17 protein-coding genes are annotated in these 15,359 nt (G+C 67.8%); 8 read left to right on the top strand and 9 right to left on the bottom strand.

The annotated features are described in order from the left end of the window. Positions 1-3: 3 nt before the first annotated feature. Genes CTB96_RS13150 through CTB96_RS13140 form a run of 3 tightly spaced genes read right to left on the bottom strand, consistent with a single transcriptional unit; the run spans position 4 to position 1,471 of the window. Positions 4-846: an SURF1 family cytochrome oxidase biogenesis protein gene (locus CTB96_RS13150; protein WP_110127324.1), complete on the bottom strand. Its 843-nt coding sequence runs from the start codon at positions 844-846 to the stop codon at positions 4-6. Continuing rightward, entirely contained in the window at positions 843-1,088 is a 246-nt protein-coding gene (locus CTB96_RS13145; protein WP_110127323.1) for a hypothetical protein, read from the bottom strand. The genes CTB96_RS13150 and CTB96_RS13145 overlap by 4 nt, the downstream gene beginning before the upstream one ends. After that, positions 1,085-1,471 (bottom strand): DUF3099 domain-containing protein, encoded by a 387-nt coding sequence (locus CTB96_RS13140; protein WP_110128483.1) that lies wholly within the window; start codon positions 1,469-1,471, stop codon positions 1,085-1,087. The genes CTB96_RS13145 and CTB96_RS13140 overlap by 4 nt, the downstream gene beginning before the upstream one ends. 164 nt (positions 1,472-1,635) lie before the next feature. Between CTB96_RS13140 and fabG the strand changes: the two genes are divergently transcribed. Next, positions 1,636-2,346, top strand: coding sequence for a 3-oxoacyl-ACP reductase FabG (gene fabG, locus CTB96_RS13135; protein ID WP_110127322.1), 711 nt, complete (start codon positions 1,636-1,638; stop codon positions 2,344-2,346). Positions 2,347-2,439: 93 nt separating this feature from the next. Here the strand turns inward: fabG and serB are convergent, their stop codons facing one another. Both serB and CTB96_RS13125 read right to left on the bottom strand, forming a co-directional pair. Further along, positions 2,440-3,084, bottom strand: coding sequence for a phosphoserine phosphatase SerB (gene serB / locus CTB96_RS13130; protein WP_219993299.1), 645 nt, complete (start codon positions 3,082-3,084; stop codon positions 2,440-2,442). Then, a complete protein-coding gene (locus CTB96_RS13125) occupies positions 3,084-4,328 on the bottom strand; it encodes a glucose-1-phosphate adenylyltransferase (protein WP_110127320.1) in 1,245 nt (414 codons plus the stop codon). The genes serB and CTB96_RS13125 overlap by 1 nt, the downstream gene beginning before the upstream one ends. Positions 4,329-4,409: 81 nt before the next feature. Here CTB96_RS13125 and glgA point away from each other — a divergent pair, with 81 nt between their 5' ends. From glgA to CTB96_RS13110, 3 genes are all read left to right on the top strand, one after another. After that, positions 4,410-5,591 carry a glycogen synthase gene (glgA, locus tag CTB96_RS13120; protein WP_110127319.1) on the top strand — a complete coding sequence of 394 codons (1,182 nt, stop codon included), beginning with the start codon at positions 4,410-4,412 and terminating at the stop codon, positions 5,589-5,591. 59 nt (positions 5,592-5,650) lie between these two features. Then, positions 5,651-6,433 (top strand): ABC transporter ATP-binding protein, encoded by a 783-nt coding sequence (locus tag CTB96_RS13115; protein ID WP_110128482.1) that lies wholly within the window; start codon positions 5,651-5,653, stop codon positions 6,431-6,433. 134 nt (positions 6,434-6,567) lie between these two features. Continuing rightward, complete coding sequence (locus CTB96_RS13110) at positions 6,568-6,819, top strand: type B 50S ribosomal protein L31 (protein ID WP_066595443.1); 252 nt, start codon at positions 6,568-6,570, stop codon at positions 6,817-6,819. Positions 6,820-6,915: 96 nt separating this feature from the next. Here the strand turns inward: CTB96_RS13110 and treS are convergent, their stop codons facing one another. Next, a complete protein-coding gene (gene treS, locus CTB96_RS13105; protein ID WP_110127318.1) occupies positions 6,916-8,613 on the bottom strand; it encodes a maltose alpha-D-glucosyltransferase in 1,698 nt (565 codons plus the stop codon). A gap of 113 nt (positions 8,614-8,726) precedes the next feature. Here treS and CTB96_RS13100 point away from each other — a divergent pair, with 113 nt between their 5' ends. Both CTB96_RS13100 and CTB96_RS13095 read left to right on the top strand, forming a co-directional pair. Next, positions 8,727-9,629 carry an alpha/beta fold hydrolase gene (locus tag CTB96_RS13100; RefSeq protein WP_110127317.1) on the top strand — a complete coding sequence of 301 codons (903 nt, stop codon included), beginning with the start codon at positions 8,727-8,729 and terminating at the stop codon, positions 9,627-9,629. Between the two features lie 20 nt (positions 9,630-9,649). After that, positions 9,650-10,735: a glycosyltransferase family 4 protein gene (locus tag CTB96_RS13095; protein WP_110128481.1), complete on the top strand. Its 1,086-nt coding sequence runs from the start codon at positions 9,650-9,652 to the stop codon at positions 10,733-10,735. 11 nt (positions 10,736-10,746) lie between these two features. On the opposite strand, the gene CTB96_RS13090 is transcribed toward CTB96_RS13095, so the two are convergent. Next, a complete protein-coding gene (locus tag CTB96_RS13090) occupies positions 10,747-11,319 on the bottom strand; it encodes a histidine phosphatase family protein (protein ID WP_110127316.1) in 573 nt (190 codons plus the stop codon). A gap of 22 nt (positions 11,320-11,341) precedes the next feature. Beyond that, entirely contained in the window at positions 11,342-12,193 is an 852-nt protein-coding gene (locus CTB96_RS13085) for a Sir2 family NAD-dependent protein deacetylase (protein ID WP_110127315.1), read from the bottom strand. Positions 12,194-12,358: 165 nt separating this feature from the next. On the opposite strand from CTB96_RS13085, the gene CTB96_RS13080 reads away from it, so the two are divergent. After that, entirely contained in the window at positions 12,359-13,162 is an 804-nt protein-coding gene (locus tag CTB96_RS13080; RefSeq protein ID WP_110127314.1) for a TrmH family RNA methyltransferase, read from the top strand. A gap of 74 nt (positions 13,163-13,236) precedes the next feature. After that, entirely contained in the window at positions 13,237-14,460 is a 1,224-nt protein-coding gene (locus CTB96_RS13075) for a D-alanyl-D-alanine carboxypeptidase family protein (protein WP_110127313.1), read from the top strand. 22 nt (positions 14,461-14,482) lie between these two features. Here CTB96_RS13075 and CTB96_RS13070 read toward each other — a convergent pair whose 3' ends face one another. Continuing rightward, complete coding sequence (locus tag CTB96_RS13070) at positions 14,483-15,298, bottom strand: SGNH/GDSL hydrolase family protein (RefSeq protein WP_110127312.1); 816 nt, start codon at positions 15,296-15,298, stop codon at positions 14,483-14,485. Between the last annotated feature and the right edge of the window lie 61 nt (positions 15,299-15,359).

Raw genomic sequence — 15,359 nt, 5'->3', positions numbered from 1 at the left:
ACGTCAGCTGTGCTGGTCCATCAGTTCGTCTTCGATCTCGGCGTCGCTGCGCGGCTTCGCGGCCTGTCGCTTGGCCCGCTCCGCCGCCCGGAGCTGCTCTTCGGGAACCTCGGAGTTGATGTTGCGGAACTCCTGCCTGGCCGCCCAGCCCAGGCCGATGAATCCCATCAGGGCGAAGACAAACCACTGGAAGGCGTAGGACAGGTGCGGACCCTCGTCGCGCACCGGGCGGGCGACGGCCGTCGGCCGGTCGGCGGGGGCGGGATCCTCGGTCTTCATCAGGCCGTATGCCCCGGTGTAGGTGTCGGCGCCGAGCCGGTCGGCGATGGCGGGCAGGTTGATCGTCGCAACCTGGTTGCCGGTCGCGCTGCGGCCGGCCAGAACGGGTTCGCCCTGCTTGAGCCTGGCTACCACGGTGACCTCGCCGGTCGGCGCCGCGGGCACGGAGTCCGGCGCATCCTGATTCTCACCGGTGGGAATCCAGCCGCGGTCGACGATGAAGATGTCGCCGTTGGCCAGAAGCAGGGGAGTGAGGACTTCGAAGCCCGGGTTGATGTTGAAGGTGCGGTTGCGCACCAGCAGTTCCTGGTCGAGCAGGTAGGTGCCGGTCATCTCGACCGGCAGCCATTTCTGGGACTCCTCGAAGGAATCCAGCGTCGGCAGCGCGTCGGTGAGGTTCACGGCGTCGGCGTCGAAGTTCGCGTCGACCCGGCTGATCTCGGCCTGCGCTTCCGCCCGCCGGGCCAGCTGCCACATGCCCAGCCCCGAGCAGACCACGGCGAACACGATGGTGAGCGCCAGGTAGCCGGCCCATTGTTTCGACAGCAGGAAGCGCCAGCCACTCATGCGTGCTCCGATTCGGAGCTGTCGACGTTGGTGGGGGTGAGTGGGCTCACCCGGAGCGGGAAATCCCGGGTGGAGAGGAAGTCGCGCAGGAAGTCGACGTGTTCGGCGCAGGCCAGCCAGGTCTTCACCCGCTCCTCGGTGTGGATGCGAGGGTTGCGCCAGTCCAGCCGCCAGAGCGCGGATTCGCGGCAGCCGGCGCGCGAGCAGCTCGTCGTCTCCGGCGCGGCGCCGAAACCGATCACAGCGTCTCTCCAGGCGCACGGCCCTGTCCGTCGGGCTGGTTCTCGTCCCGGTCCCGATCGGAGGCCGTCGAATCCGTGCCCATCGACTCCGCGTTCGTCGGGGCCGACCGGCCCTGGAGGGGAACAGACGGCAGCACCGCGACAGCGCCCGGACGAAGGACGGTGGGGGAGCGCTGCTCGCCGTGCACATTGGCCGCGACGACGGCGAAATAGGGAAGCAGGATGGCGCCGAGGGCGCACACCAGCAGCCACCAACCCTGCACGAACAGCATCAGCACGATGCAGACCATGCGGATGCCCATCGTGACGGCATACCGGATCATGCGGCGACGGCGCTCGTCCTCCGGAGACGGAGGGAGCGTCGTGATCGATTGCTGCTTCATCGTGCCCATCGCCTCACCCGGTGATCACACTCGGTACGCCTGTCCATGTAGTGCATCCAGCCTACGTCCCCTGCCGGCATCCGGGGTGACATCCGAGAACGCTCTAAGCTGAATGGATCTGTGCCCGCACACCCCGCGGGCATTCCCACTGAAAGGACCGCGCCATGGCGACCGCTCGAACAGTTCTGGTAACCGGAGGCAACCGCGGTATCGGCTACGCCATCGCCGAGGAATTCCTGGCCCAGGGTCACCGCGTGGCCATCACCGCCCGCTCCGGCGAGGGTCCCGCCGGCAGCCTCACCGTGCGCGCCGATGTCACCGACTACGCCTCGATCGATGCCGCCTTCACCGAGATCGAGGCCGCATACGGCCCGGTCGAGGTCGTCGTCGCCAACGCCGGCATCACCAAGGACACCCTGCTGATGCGCATGTCGGAGGACGACTTCACCTCGGTGATCGACACCAACCTCAGCGGCGCCTTCCGCGTGGTCAAACGGGCCTCGAAGGGCATGCTGAAGGCCCGGTTCGGCCGGATCGTGCTCATCTCCAGCGTCGTCGGCCTGTACGGCTCGGCCGGCCAGGTGAACTACTCCTCGTCGAAGAGCGGCCTGGTCGGCCTGGCCCGCTCGGTCACCCGCGAACTCGGCGCCCGCGGCATCACCGCCAACGTCGTGGCTCCCGGCTTCATCGAGACCGACATGACCGCCGCCCTGCCCGAGGCGCAGCAGGCCGAGTACAAGCGCAACATCCCGGCCGGACGATTCGCCTCACCGGCCGAGGTCGCCCGGGTCGTCACCTGGGTCGCCGGCGATGACGCCGCCTACATCTCCGGCGCGGTCATCCCCGTCGACGGCGGTCTGGGCATGGGCCACTGACCCGCACGATCGATGGATGCCGTCGAGCCCGGTCGGACCATTGGTCCGGCCGGGCTCGTTCGTGTCAGTACGGCCGATGAGGCCGACGGTCCGTCAGCCGCGCAGCCCAAGGAGGGGCAGGATCTGACTGAGGTTGGTCGTGCCGATCGACAGGTCAGCCGAGCGGCGCACGATCGGCTTGGCGTTGAACGCGACCCCGAGACCGGCGATGCGCATCATGGTGAGGTCGTTGGCCCCGTCACCCACCGCAACCGTCGAGCACAGGTCCACACCGTCCAGCGCTGCCCATTCGGCCAGGGCCGTGGCCTTCGCGGTCGCGTCGATGATCGGCCCGACCAGACGGCCGGTGAGGTGACCGTCGGCCACCTCGAGCCGATTGGCCCGCCAGTGGTCCAGGCCCAGGGTTGCAGCGAGTGGATCGAGGATCTCGTGGAAGCCGCCGGAGACCACACCGATGGTGCTTCCCGCAGCGTGCAGACCGGCGATCAGGTCGTGCACACCGGCGGTGGGCCGCACGAGGGCTCCCACCTCGGCGAACACCCCGGCGGGCAACCCGGCCAAGGTCGCCACCCGCTCCCGCAGGCTCGCGGCGAAGTCGAGCTCGCCCCGCATGGCGCGGTCGGTCACCTCGGCCACTTGGGCGAGGGAACCGGCCGCGTCAGCGAGAAGCTCGATGACCTCGTTCTCGATGAGGGTGGAGTCGGCATCCAGGACAACGAGGAATCGTGCTGCGGGAATCACGGGTGTACGTGCACACCCTTCCCGACAACGGTGATTCCGGACTCGGTGACGCTGAACCCACGGGCCAGGTCGCGGTCGCGGTCGACGCCGATGCTGGCGCCGTCCTCGACGACGACGTCCTTGTCGAGGATCGCGCGGTGCACGACGGCGCCCGGACGGATCTGCACCCGGTCGAACACGATCGAGTCCACCACGTGCGCGCCGGAGTCGATGACGGCCCAGGGCCCCACCACGCTGCGCTCGAGGTGCGCGCCCGAGATGACGCAGCCCAGCGACACGATCGAGTCGATCACGGTGCCGAGGGAACCCTTGGCATCGCGCACGAACTTCGCCGGCGGCGAGTTCAGCTGCTGGCTGAAGATCGGCCAGCTCTGGTTGTAGAGGTTGAACACCGGCAGCGCGCTGATCAGGTCCTGGTGGGCCTCGAAGAACGAATCGATGGTTCCCACATCGCGCCAGTAGTACCGGTCGCGATCCGTTGACCCCGGCACCTCGTTGCGCTGCAGGTCGTACACACCGGCTTCCCCGCGAGAGACGAAGTCGGGAACGATGTCACCACCCATGTCGTGGCTGGAGTCTGTACGTTCGCCATCGCGGCGCACGGCCTCGATCAGGGCGTCGGCGTTGAAGACGTAGTTGCCCATCGAGGCGAACACCTCGTGCGGCGCATCGGCCAGTCCGACAGCGTCCTTGGGCTTCTCCAGGAAGTCCTTGATCCGGTCGGGGGTCGCGGCATCCACATCGATGACGCCGAACTGGTCGGCCAGACCGATGGGCTGGCGGATGGCGGCGACGGTAGCCTGGGCGCCCGACGCGATGTGTGCATCGATCATCTGGCTGAAGTCCATGCGGTAGACGTGGTCGGCACCGACCACGACGACGATGTCGGGCTTCTCGTCATGGATCAGGTTGAGGCTCTGCAGGATCGCATCCGCAGAACCGCTGAACCAGCGCTTACCGAGCCGCTGCTGTGCGGGGACGGAGGCGATGTAGGAGTTGAACAGTCCACCGGAAACATGCCAGGTCTGCGACACGTGCCGGTCGAGGCTGTGGGACTTGTACTGGGTCAGGACGACGATCTGGGTGACACCGGAGTTGATCAGGTTCGACAGAGCGAAGTCGATCAACCGGTAATGCCCTCCAAACGGCACCGCTGGTTTGGCGCGGTCTTCGGTCAACGGCATCAGCCGTTTTCCCTCGCCGCCTGCGAGAACGATTCCAAAGATCTTCTGGGCCTTCATAACTTCAGAGTAGGGCCATCCGGGAGGAACGACCAGCGTGTGGGGGTGTGTCCGCCCTTCACCCTGCGCTAGTTTTACTGCATGCGCGTCGATCTGCTCACCAAGGAATATCCGCCCGAGATTTACGGAGGCGCCGGTGTCCACGTCGCGGAACTGGTCAAGGCCCTCCGAACCGACATCGATGTCACCGTGCGCTGCTTCGGGGCGCCCCGCACCGAGGCCGACACCTTCGCGTATGGCGTGCCGGCAGAACTCGCTGACGCCAACGCCACCCTGACCACGTTGGGCGTCGACCTGCAGATGGCCCAGGACGTCGCCGGAGCCGACATCGTGCACTCGCACACCTGGTATGCCAACGGCGCCGGGCATATCGCCAAGCTGCTGCACGGTGTTCCGCACGTCGTCACGGCGCACAGCCTCGAGCCGTTGCGGCCGTGGAAGGCCGAACAGCTCGGCGGCGGCTACCGGGTGTCGAGCTGGATCGAGAAGACCGCGTTCGAGGCCGCCGACGCCGTCATCGCCGTCAGCGGCGGGATGCGCGCCGACATCCTGCGCAGCTACCCGGCGCTGGATGAGTCCCGCGTGCACGTCGTCTACAACGGCATCGACCTGGACCGCTGGAAGCCCACAGAGGACGACGCCACCGTGCGTGCCCTGGGCATCGATCCCGACCGTCCGTCTGTGGTGTTCGTCGGCCGGATCACCCGGCAGAAGGGCCTGCCCTACCTCTTGCGCGCTGCCGCCCTGCTGCCGCCGGAGGTCCAGCTGGTGCTCTGCGCCGGAGCGCCCGACACCGCCGGCATTCTCGCCGAGGTCACCGCGGGTGTCGAAGCGTTGCAGAAGGAACGCTCCGGTGTGGTCTGGATCGACCGGCTGCTGCCGCAGCACGAGCTGTCTGCGGTGCTCACCGCCGGAACCGTCTTCGTCTGCCCATCGGTCTACGAACCGCTCGGCATCGTCAACCTCGAGGCGATGGCCTGCGGCCTCCCCGTCGTCGGCACCGCCACCGGCGGCATCCCCGAGGTGGTCGCGGATGGCGAGACCGGCCGGCTGGTGCCCATCGACCAGCTCAGCGACGGAACCGGCACCCCGACCGACCCCGAGGTCTTCGTGGCCGATCTCGCCCGCATCCTCACCGAGGTGGTCGCCGATCCCGCTCGCGCCGCCGAAATGGGCCGCGCCGGCCGGGTCCGCGCCGAGAAGATCTTCAGTTGGGGCCAGATCGCCGCGAGCACCAGGGAGATTTACGCCGGCCTGCTCTGAGCGACCGGGAGAGGCGTGACCTGACCGCTCGCGCCGCCCGATAACATGGGCTTATGGTCATGGTCAACGTTCTTCACTTCACCGAGGTTTCCGTCGTCCGGGGTGGCACCACCATCCTCGACTCAGTGGATTGGAGCGTGGACAGCGATCAGCGTTGGGTGATCCTCGGCCCGAACGGCGCCGGCAAGACCACCACGCTGCAGATCGCCGCCGCGCTCATCCACCCGTCCAAGGGAACCGCAGAGGTACTCGAAGAACCCCTCGGCGGCAGCGATCTGTTCGAACTCCGCCCCCGCATCGGCTTTGCCTCCACCGCGATGGCCCGCCGGGTGCCGGCCGGCGAAACCGTGCTCAACGTCGTGATGACGGCGGCGTACTCGGTCACGGGTCGCTGGAACGAGGAATACGAGGAGATCGACGAGCGCCGCGCCCAACGCGTGCTCACCGAGTGGAAGCTCGACCACCTCGCCGACCGCAAGTTCGGCACCCTGAGCGACGGTGAACAGAAGCGGGTGCAGATCGCCAGGTCGATCATGACCGACCCCGAGATCCTGCTGCTCGACGAACCCGCCGCCAGCCTCGACCTCGGCGCCCGCGAAGAGCTGCTGCGCCTGCTCAGCGGGTACGCCAGCGAGCCGAACTCCCCGGCGATCATCATGGTCACCCACCACGTGGAAGAGATCCCGCGTGGATTCACCCACGTGCTGCTGCTCTCCGGCGGCAAGGTCGTCAGCGCCGGACCGCTCGCGGAAGCCCTCACCGCTGCTACTCTCAGCGAGGCGTTCGGGCTCGAGATCGAGCTCACCGAGACCGACGGACGGTACTCGGCACGCGCAATCTGACCGTTCCCGTGTCCTGGGCACCTCAGGGCCCAAGATTCTGCTAAACTCCATAGCTGGTCCTCGTGACCGGAATACTTTTCTGCCGCAACCGGCGAGCCAGAACCCACCCACCGAAACGCACCAAGGAAGTCTCCATGAAGTCTGACATTCACCCCACATACGCTCCCGTGGTCTTCCGCGACCTCGCGTCGGGTGCGACGTTCCTTACCCGTTCGACGGTCTCCAGCTCGAAGACCATCGAGTGGGAAGACGGCACCACGTACCCGGTCATCGACGTGGAAATCTCCTCCGAGTCGCACCCGTTCTACACGGGCAAGCAGCGCATCATGGACTCCGCCGGACGCGTGGAGAAGTTCAACTCGCGCTACAAGGGCTTCGGCAAGTAGTCCGACCCCAGCTGCACGACAGGGCGACCAGCTTCGGCTGGTCGCCCTTTCGGTTTAAGCCGCGCGAGATCAGCCGGAGCGCGACGCGTGCGCGATCTAGCCGCAGTGCAACCAGTAGAAACTCTGTGCACCCAGCGTCAGGGTCAGCCCGCCCGCATCGTCGAAGGGCGGGAACACCGCCCCGCCGAAGATGTCGTAGAGCCGGGTGCCGGCCAGGTCGGGTTCCTCAATCCTGAATCCCACCGGGTTGTGGGCGAAGCTGAACACGCAGAGCACCGTCTCCGGCTGATCGCCGAAGCTCGAGCCCGACCCCGGATACTCCCGCACGAAGGCCAGGATGGATTCGTGGTCAGTGGTCAGCACCCGGATTGACCCCAGGCCGAACGTCGGGTGTGCCTTCCGCACGTGGATCACGTTCCGGATCCAGTGCAGCAGCGAACCGGACTGGGCCAGGTGGGACTCCACGTTGGTCTGGGCGAAGTTGTACACCAGCGACTGCACGACCGGCAGGTAGAGCTTGCCCGGGTCCGCGGCCGAGAACCCGCCGTTGCGGTCCGGCGTCCACTGCATGGGCGTGCGTGAGCTGTCCCGGTCCGGCAGCCAGATGTTGTCGCCCATGCCGATCTCGTCGCCGTAGTACAGGAACGGACTGCCGGCGAGCGAGAACAACAACGCGTGCGCGAGCTCGAGCTCCGACCGGGAGTTGTCGAGCAGGGGCGCCAGCCGGCGGCGGATGCCGATGTTCGCGCGCATCCGCGGGTCGTACGCGTACCAGCCGTACATGGCCTGCCGGTACTCCTCGCTCACCATCTCCAGCGTGAGTTCGTCGTGATTGCGCAGGAAAACCGCCCAGCCGGCGCCCTCGGGAATGTCCGTCGTCTCGGAGAGCACCCGCACCAGTTCGCCGGCGCGTTGGGAGCGCAGCGAATAGAACACCCGCGGCATCACTGGGAAGTCGAAGGCCATGTGGCACTCCGGTTCGTCTTCAGTGCCGAAGAACGCCGCCACCTCCCGCGGCCACTGGTTCGCCTCGGCGATCATCACCCGGCCCGGATAGTCTCGGTCGACCATCGCCCGCAACCGCCTGATGAACTCGTGGGTGGGCGGTTCACCCTCACCGTTGCCTTCCTCTGACTCGTAGAGGTAGGGGATCGCATCCAACCTGAACCCGTCGACGCCCATGTCCAGCCAGTAGCGCACCACCTCGATGATGGCGCTGTGCACCGCCGGGTTCTCGAAGTTGAGGTCCGGTTGGTGGGAGAAGAACCGGTGGAAGTAGAACTGGCGGCGAACGGAATCGAACGCCCAGTTCGACTCCTCGGTATCGGTGAAGATGATGCGGATGTCGGGGTACCTGTCGTCGGTATCGTTCCAGACGTAGAACTCGCCGTACGGGCCGTCGGGGTCGCGTCGAGACTGCTGGAACCAGGGGTGCTGGTCGGAGGTGTGATTGAGCGGCAGGTCGATCACGATGCGCATATTCCGTTCGTGCGCCTTCGTCACCAGCTCCTTGAATTCCTCGAGGGTGCCGAACTCCGGCAGGATCGTGCGGTAGTCGGCCACGTCGTACCCACCGTCCCGCAACGGCGAGGTGAAGAACGGCGGGATCCAGAGGGCGTCGATGCCCAGCCACTGCAGGTAGTCCAGCTTGGAGATCAGGCCGGACAGGTCGCCGGCGCCATCGGCGTTGCTGTCGACGAACGATCGGACCATCACCTCGTAGAACACGGCCCTGCGATACCACCGCGGGTCGAGCGTGAGCCCGGGAAGTTGTATCGGTGCGGTAAAGCTCACGGCGTTCCTCCCGGCCCGGTCGCGGCGGTGGCTGGTGCTGATGCAGTGAGTCTAGGTCGATCGGCGCAGGTTCTGTCGAGCCGCGATGCTGCGGCCAGCCTAAACTGGGAACGATGATCGTTCCCTCGCCTTACGCCGACCTGCTCACCCTCATGGACGCACGCGCCCACACCCTGTCTGTGCTCGGCAGCGACACCAGGTACTGGGAATACGGCGACCCTGAATCCCCGGTCACCATCGTGATGGTGCATGGTTTCCGGGGGGATCATCATGGGCTCGAGGCCGTCGTGGCGCAGCTGCACGGCCTTCGCGTGATCTCGCCCGATCTGCCCGGGTTCGGCGAATCCGCGGCCTTCGCGACCCTGCCGCACACCATCGAGTCCTACGCCGCCTGGCTGGCCGAATTCCTCCGCCTCGCGGCGATCCCCGGTCGCCTCGTCGTGCTCGGGCATTCGTTCGGGTCCATCATCGTCTCCGCCGCGGCAGCCGCCCCCGCCGGGCTTCCCGCGCACGACCTGGTGCTGGTGAACCCGATCGCGGCGCCCGCCCTCTCGGGCCCGCGCGGCATCCTGACCCGCCTTGCCGTCTTCTACTACTGGTTGGCCGCCAAGCTGCCGGAGCGAGCCGGATTCGCGCTGCTGCGCAACCGGGTGATCGTGCGAGTGATGAGCATCACCATGGCCAAGACGCCCAGCCCGCAGCGTCGCCGGTGGATCCACAACCAGCACGACAGGTATTTCTCCGCCTTCGCCGACCGCACCGTGGTGCTCGAGGCCTTCACCGCGTCGGTCAGCAACGATGTCAGCGAGTACGCCGCCTCCATCGCGAGCCGCACCCTGCTGATCGCCGCCGAGAAGGATGACATCACCCCGGTGGCCGCGCAGGTGCGATTGCGCGCGTCCTTCCCCGACGCGCGGCTCGTGGTGCTGCCCGGGGTCGGCCACCTCATCCACTACGAGGTCCCCGAGGACGCCGCCCGTGAACTGCGCGCCTTCCTCGCCGGTGACGCCTCGTGACCGCCGCGCCCCAGGGTTCGCTGCGCATCGTCTTCGACTGCCGGTACACCCGCACCGACAGGCACGACGGCATCAGCCGGTACACGGCGGGCCTGGTCACCGAACTCGGCCGGCTGCATCCGGTGACGATGCTGATCAGTGACCACCGGCAGCTGGACATGCTGCCGGCGCTGCCGTGGCAGTTGGTGCGCTCACCCACGAGTGTGCTCGAACCTCTCGTGGCCCTGACGGTGAACAAGCTCTCGCCCGACATCGTCTTCAGTCCCATGCAGACGATGGGGTCGTGGGGTCGCCGTTACCGGCTCGTGCTGACGGTGCACGATCTGATCTACTACCGCAACCGCACCCCGCCGCGAGAATTCTCGGCCGGCATCCGGCTGCTCTGGCGGTTGTATCACCTCTCCTGGTGGCCACAACGGATGCTGCTGAACCGGTCGGACGGCGTCGTGACGGTGTCAGAGACCACCGCCGGACTGATCCAGCGCCACCGGCTCACCCGGCGGCCCGTCTCTGTCGTGCCCAACGCGGCCGACGCCGTCGCCGCAACGGGAGAGCCGACCGACCGGTCGGCCCCGGCGACGAAGCGCCTGATCTACATGGGCTCGTTCATGCCGTACAAGAACGTCGACACCCTGGTGCGCGCAACTGCGGCCCTGCCCGGCTACGAACTGCACCTGCTCAGCCGGATCGGCGACGCCGAGCGCGCCCGACTGTCCGCGCTCGCCCCGCAGGCCCGGCTGGTCTTCCACAACGGGGTCAGCGATGCCGAGTACGTGGCCCTGCTGGACAGTGCGACCGCGCTGGTCACCACCTCCCTCGACGAGGGCTTCGGAATTCCGCTGGTGGAGGCGATGAGCCTGGGCATCCCGGTGGTCGTCAGTGACATCCCCATCTTCCGGGAGATCGGCGGCGACGCGGCCAGCTATGTCACCCCGCGCGACCCCGACGCCGTCGCGGCCGCCGTGCGCAACCTCGACGTGCCGGGGGAGTGGGCCAGCCGGTCACAACGCTCGCTGGTGCAGGCCGCCCGGTTCACCTGGGCGACCTCCGCCGCCCGCCTCCTGGCCGTGTTGACCGGCACCGCTGCCACCGACAGGCAGCGCTGAGGCCGACTCGCTCAGGGCACCGAGAGGAAACTCTCCAACTCGAGCCGGCCGTCCTGCCACCGGAAGTCGTGCACCGAGCCGTTCGGGATGAGCTCGCCGGCGGCGGGGCGCGCCCCGTCGGTTGCGTAGCGCACCAGGGTGCCGATCACTCCGCCGTGGCAGACCACGATCACCTGCCCGCCCTGATGGTCGGCCGCGACCCGCTCGAGGGCGGGCAGAACCCGGTCGAGCACCGCCTGGCGGCTCTCCAGCCCCGGAACGCGCGACCCGTCCGGGAAGCGCAGCTGGCGTTCGGTGAAGGTGAGTCCCTCGATCTCGCCGTGATGACGCTCGGTCAGTTCCGGAATCACCAGGGGTGCAGGCAGATCCAATTCGCCGGCGATGATGCGGGCCGTCTCGTGGGCACGAACGAGCGGGCTGCTCACGATCGCGGCCCACGGCACACCGGCCAGGTTCAACCCGGTTTCGGCCGCCTGGGCGCGACCGAGGCTGTTCAGGGGGATGTCGGTGCTGCCCTGGATACGCTTCTCCAGGTTCCAGTCGGTCTGGCCGTGCCGAACAATCGCGAGCCTGGTTGTCTGCACAGCGCCTTCTCCTGAACGAGTCCTAGTCGGTGAGTCGGGTCACCAGCCCGGCAAACGTCTCGGACGTGCCTGCCTCCAGCTTAACCAGGGCCCGGCCGTCACCCTTGGTCGCCCCGCGGTTGATCACCACGATCGGCAGCTTGCGGCGCCTGGCCAGTTCGAGCAACCGGATGCCCGAATTGACCGCGAGCGAGGATCCCGCGATGACCAGGGCATCCGCTGCCCGCACCAGTGCGGCTGCCGCGGTGAACTTGCCGGTGGGAACCAGCTCGCCGAAGAAGACCACGTTGGGCTTCAGCAGCCCGCCGCAGACCGAGCAGTCCGGTACGACGAAGCCGTCGATGTCGACGACGATGGCGTCACCGTCCGGCGCGATCTCCACCTGTTCCGGATGCGCGAGCACCGGGTTGTTCGCTTCGAGGCGCGCCGCGATGCTGTCACGGCCGAACGCCTGCCCGCACGACAGGCACACCACCAGGTCCATAGAGCCGTGCAGGTCGACCACATGGCGGGATCCGGCGCGGGTGTGCAGGCCGTCGACGTTCTGCGTGATGATGCCGCTGACCAGACCGGCGGCCTCCAGGGTCACCAGCGAGCGATGGCCGAGATTCGGTTCGGCCGCCCGGAACCGGTGCCAACCGAGGTGGCTGCCCGCCCAGTAGCGTTTGCGGGCGCGTTCGTCGGCGAGGAAGTTCTGGAAGGTCATCGGAACCCGTACCGGCGCACCGGCACCGCGGTAGTCCGGGATGCCGGAATCGGTACTCACGCCGGCGCCGGTCAGAACGGCGGTCCGGCGGCCGCGCAGGATATCCGCGACAGCGTCCAGGTCTGCTGCGGCTCCCGCCGACGTCGTCAGGACAGTCTCGGCCGTCATGGTGCTCCATCCTCGTCACGTCCCCGCCGGGCCGGTCGCACGGGTGCGTGGCCGACAGTGATGTCCTCTGAGTCTAAACTGGTCAGTTTTCGACTGTGTTACGTCATTCCGTGTGGCTGAGACGCAGCTGTGAGCCACACTCCTCCCAGAAAGGCGGCGACCTCCGTGCAGATCGTCCCGATTACCGACCTCGATGCTCCCGGCCTCGCCGACTACTCCCGGCTGACCGATGTGGCGTTGCGCCGGGTGTCAGAGCCGGCCAACGGCCTGTACATCGCCGAGTCGGCCAAGGTCATCGGCCGGGCGATATCCGCCGGACACCGGCCGCGGTCGGTGCTGGTGCAGGAGCAGTGGCTGCCGGATGCGCTCCGGCTGCTCGCCGACTGGCCGGAGGTGCCGATCTATGTCGGCTCGGCCACGCTGCTCGAGAAGCTCACCGGCTACAACCTGCACCGGGGTGCGTTGGCCGCGATGCACCGGCCCGACCTGCAGTCGGTGGCCGACATCATCCGGGATGCCCGCCGCATCGTGATTCTGGAGGACATTGTCGACCACACCAACGTCGGGGCGATTTTCCGCAGTGTCGCGGGCCTGGGCGCCGACGCCGTGCTGATCACCCCGCGCTGCGCGGACCCGCTCTACCGGCGGAGTGTGCGGGTCAGCATGGGCACGGTGCTGCAGGTGCCGTGGACCCGGCTGCCGGAATGGTCCGAGGCGGCCCCGGTGCTGCACGAGCACGGCTTCCACCTGGCCGCCCTCGCGCTGTCCGACACCGCCGTCTCCCTCGATGCCTTCGCCGTCGACCCGCCGGAACGGGTGGCCCTGATCCTCGGCACCGAGGGCGACGGGCTCAGCCACACCGCACTGGCCGTGGCCGATACCGTCGTGACCATCCCGATGCTGCACGGGGTGGACTCCCTGAACGTGGCCTCCGCCAGCGCCGTGGCGCTCTACGCATTGCGCGCCTGACCGCTCCGGCCCGGTTCCCGGGCGCGCGGCCCGTTCTGCGCGGTCGGTCAGGCACCTTTCGTTAGAATCATCGAATGTCTCTCACCCGACGTCAGGTCTATCACCGTCGGCGTATCGCTTTCTTCGGCGGCCTCGCCGTGGTTCTCGCGGCCATCGCCTACCTCACCAGCACGGGCCTCGCACCCGTCTCCGCCACGGCTGCCGCCCTCAGCGAGCCGGTCGCCCTGACCCAGGCCGCGGCGCAGCCGGTCTGGCCGGCGCAGGGTGCCGGCGCGATCGGCGCCGTCGGTTACGACGGTGTGCTCGGCAGTACCGGCGACCAGAGTTCGGTGCCGATCGCCAGCATCACCAAGATGATCACCTCCCTGGTCATCCTCGAGGCCAAACCGCTCAGCGGCGACGACGCCGGCCCCGACATCACGTTCACCGACGAGGATGTCGACATCTACTACGACGCGATCGCCGAGAACGGCTCCGTCGCCCCCGTGGTGTCCGGCATGGTGCTGTCACAGCGGGAGGCCTTCGAGACCATGCTGATCCCGTCGGCGAACAACTACAGCGTGTCCCTGGCCGTGTGGGCGTTCGGTTCCGTCGATGCCTACCTGGACGCCGCGACCGCATACCTCGCCGCGCACTCCCTGACCGGAACCACCGTCGCCGACACCAGCGGCATCTCCGCGGAGAGCGTGAGCAGCCCGGCCGACCTCGTGGAGATCGGCAAGCTCGTGATGGCGAACCCGGTGCTGGCGCAGATCGTGGCCATGCCCTCCGCCGAGATCCCCACCGTTGGCACCGTCACCAACACCAACAAGCTGCTGGGCATCGACGGGGTGGACGGGATCAAGACCGGCACCACCGACGAGGCCGGCGCGTGCCTGCTGTTCGCCGTCGACGTTCCCGTCGGCGACACCAGCGTCACCATGGTGGGCGTGGTACTCGGCGGCGACACCCACCCGGAACTGAACGAGACCGTGCTCTCGCTCATCGACAGTGTGGAGCCCGGATTCCGTCAGATCACCCTGGTGGAGGCCGGCACCCCGTTCGGCTCGTACACGACCCCGTGGGGCCAGTCAGGGCAGGCTGTGGCCGAGACCACCGAGAGCGCCGTGGTGTGGTCGGACACTCCGATCACCACCACCGCCGACGTCGAGCCCGTCACCGTGGGCGAGGAAGGCGACTCCGTCGGCAGCGTCGACGTCACCGTCGGCAGCCAGACCATGACCGTGCCGTTGGTACTCGACGAGACCCTCACCGACCCCGGGCCTTTCTGGCGCTGGACCCACCCGGGCGAGGTCTAAACGCGAGCTCTCGCCGGAGCGGCTAACCCAGCCGTTCGAGCGGCTCGTCCGGCTCGTCGAGCCGCGTGACCGGGTCCGCGGCCGGCCGTTTGGGCAGCACGTGGTCACCGGAGGACTGGTGCCGCACCCGCCGCAAGACCCACGGCACGAGGTACTCCCGTGCCCAAGCGAGGTCCTCGGTGCGCGCCTGGCGCCAGGTCGTGCCCGGCATCGGCTCCGGCACCATCGCCTCGAGGGTGTTCGGCACGTTGAGGGTGTCCAGCACCATCCTGGCCACGGTGTGGTGGCCGAGCGGGTTGAAGTGCAGCCGGTCTGGCGCCCACATCCGGGCATCCTGGATCTCGGTGAGCGACCACAGATCGGCCACGATGCAGTCGTGCGCCGCGGCCACGGCGCGGATGTTCTCGTTGTAGATCGCGACCTTGCCGCGCAGGCCCCTGAGCACCGGGGAGAAGCGCACGTCGGTGCCGGTGAACACCACCACCGTCGCACCCTCAGAGCCCAGCAGGGTGACGGCCTCGTCGAGCCGGGACGCGATCGCGTCGGGGTCGCTGCCGGGTCGCAGCACGTCGTTCCCGCCCGCGGAGATCGTGATCAGGTCCGGGTGCAGCTCGAGGGCCGGGCGCACCTGTTCCGCCAGGATCTGGTTCATCAGCTTGCCGCGCACCGCGAGGTTGCCGTAGGCGAAATCGTCGGATCCCTGACTGAGAACCTCAGCCACCCGGTCGGACCAACCGCGGTTCCCGCCCGGGCTGGCGGGTTCCGGATCGCCCACGCCTTCCGTGAAGGAGTCGCCTACAGCGACGTAGCGGGACCAGGGATGCAGCTGCTTCGTCATACTTTCATTCTCCCTCGTCGGGCAGATGTCGGCGCGAGTTGGTAAGTTCTTATGAAGTGAC

This window comes from Cryobacterium arcticum (assembly GCF_003185895.1).
Classification (GTDB): Bacteria; Actinomycetota; Actinomycetes; order Actinomycetales; family Microbacteriaceae; genus Cryobacterium; species Cryobacterium arcticum.
This window is presented reverse-complemented; position numbering and strand designations above follow the sequence as displayed.

Coding starts and splice junctions, on each gene's coding strand:
- CTB96_RS13150 (WP_110127324.1), bottom strand. CDS start 846: ATGAGTGGCTGGCGCTTCCTGCTGTCGAAACAATGGGCCGGCTACCTG.
- CTB96_RS13140 (WP_110128483.1), bottom strand. CDS start 1,471: ATGAAGCAGCAATCGATCACGACGCTCCCTCCGTCTCCGGAGGACGAG.
- fabG (WP_110127322.1), top strand. CDS start 1,636: ATGGCGACCGCTCGAACAGTTCTGGTAACCGGAGGCAACCGCGGTATC.
- CTB96_RS13125 (WP_110127320.1), bottom strand. CDS start 4,328: ATGAAGGCCCAGAAGATCTTTGGAATCGTTCTCGCAGGCGGCGAGGGA.
- glgA (WP_110127319.1), top strand. CDS start 4,410: ATGCGCGTCGATCTGCTCACCAAGGAATATCCGCCCGAGATTTACGGA.
- CTB96_RS13115 (WP_110128482.1), top strand. CDS start 5,651: ATGGTCAACGTTCTTCACTTCACCGAGGTTTCCGTCGTCCGGGGTGGC.
- CTB96_RS13110 (WP_066595443.1), top strand. CDS start 6,568: ATGAAGTCTGACATTCACCCCACATACGCTCCCGTGGTCTTCCGCGAC.
- CTB96_RS13100 (WP_110127317.1), top strand. CDS start 8,727: ATGATCGTTCCCTCGCCTTACGCCGACCTGCTCACCCTCATGGACGCA.
- CTB96_RS13085 (WP_110127315.1), bottom strand. CDS start 12,193: ATGACGGCCGAGACTGTCCTGACGACGTCGGCGGGAGCCGCAGCAGAC.
- CTB96_RS13075 (WP_110127313.1), top strand. CDS start 13,237: ATGTCTCTCACCCGACGTCAGGTCTATCACCGTCGGCGTATCGCTTTC.
- CTB96_RS13070 (WP_110127312.1), bottom strand. CDS start 15,298: ATGACGAAGCAGCTGCATCCCTGGTCCCGCTACGTCGCTGTAGGCGAC.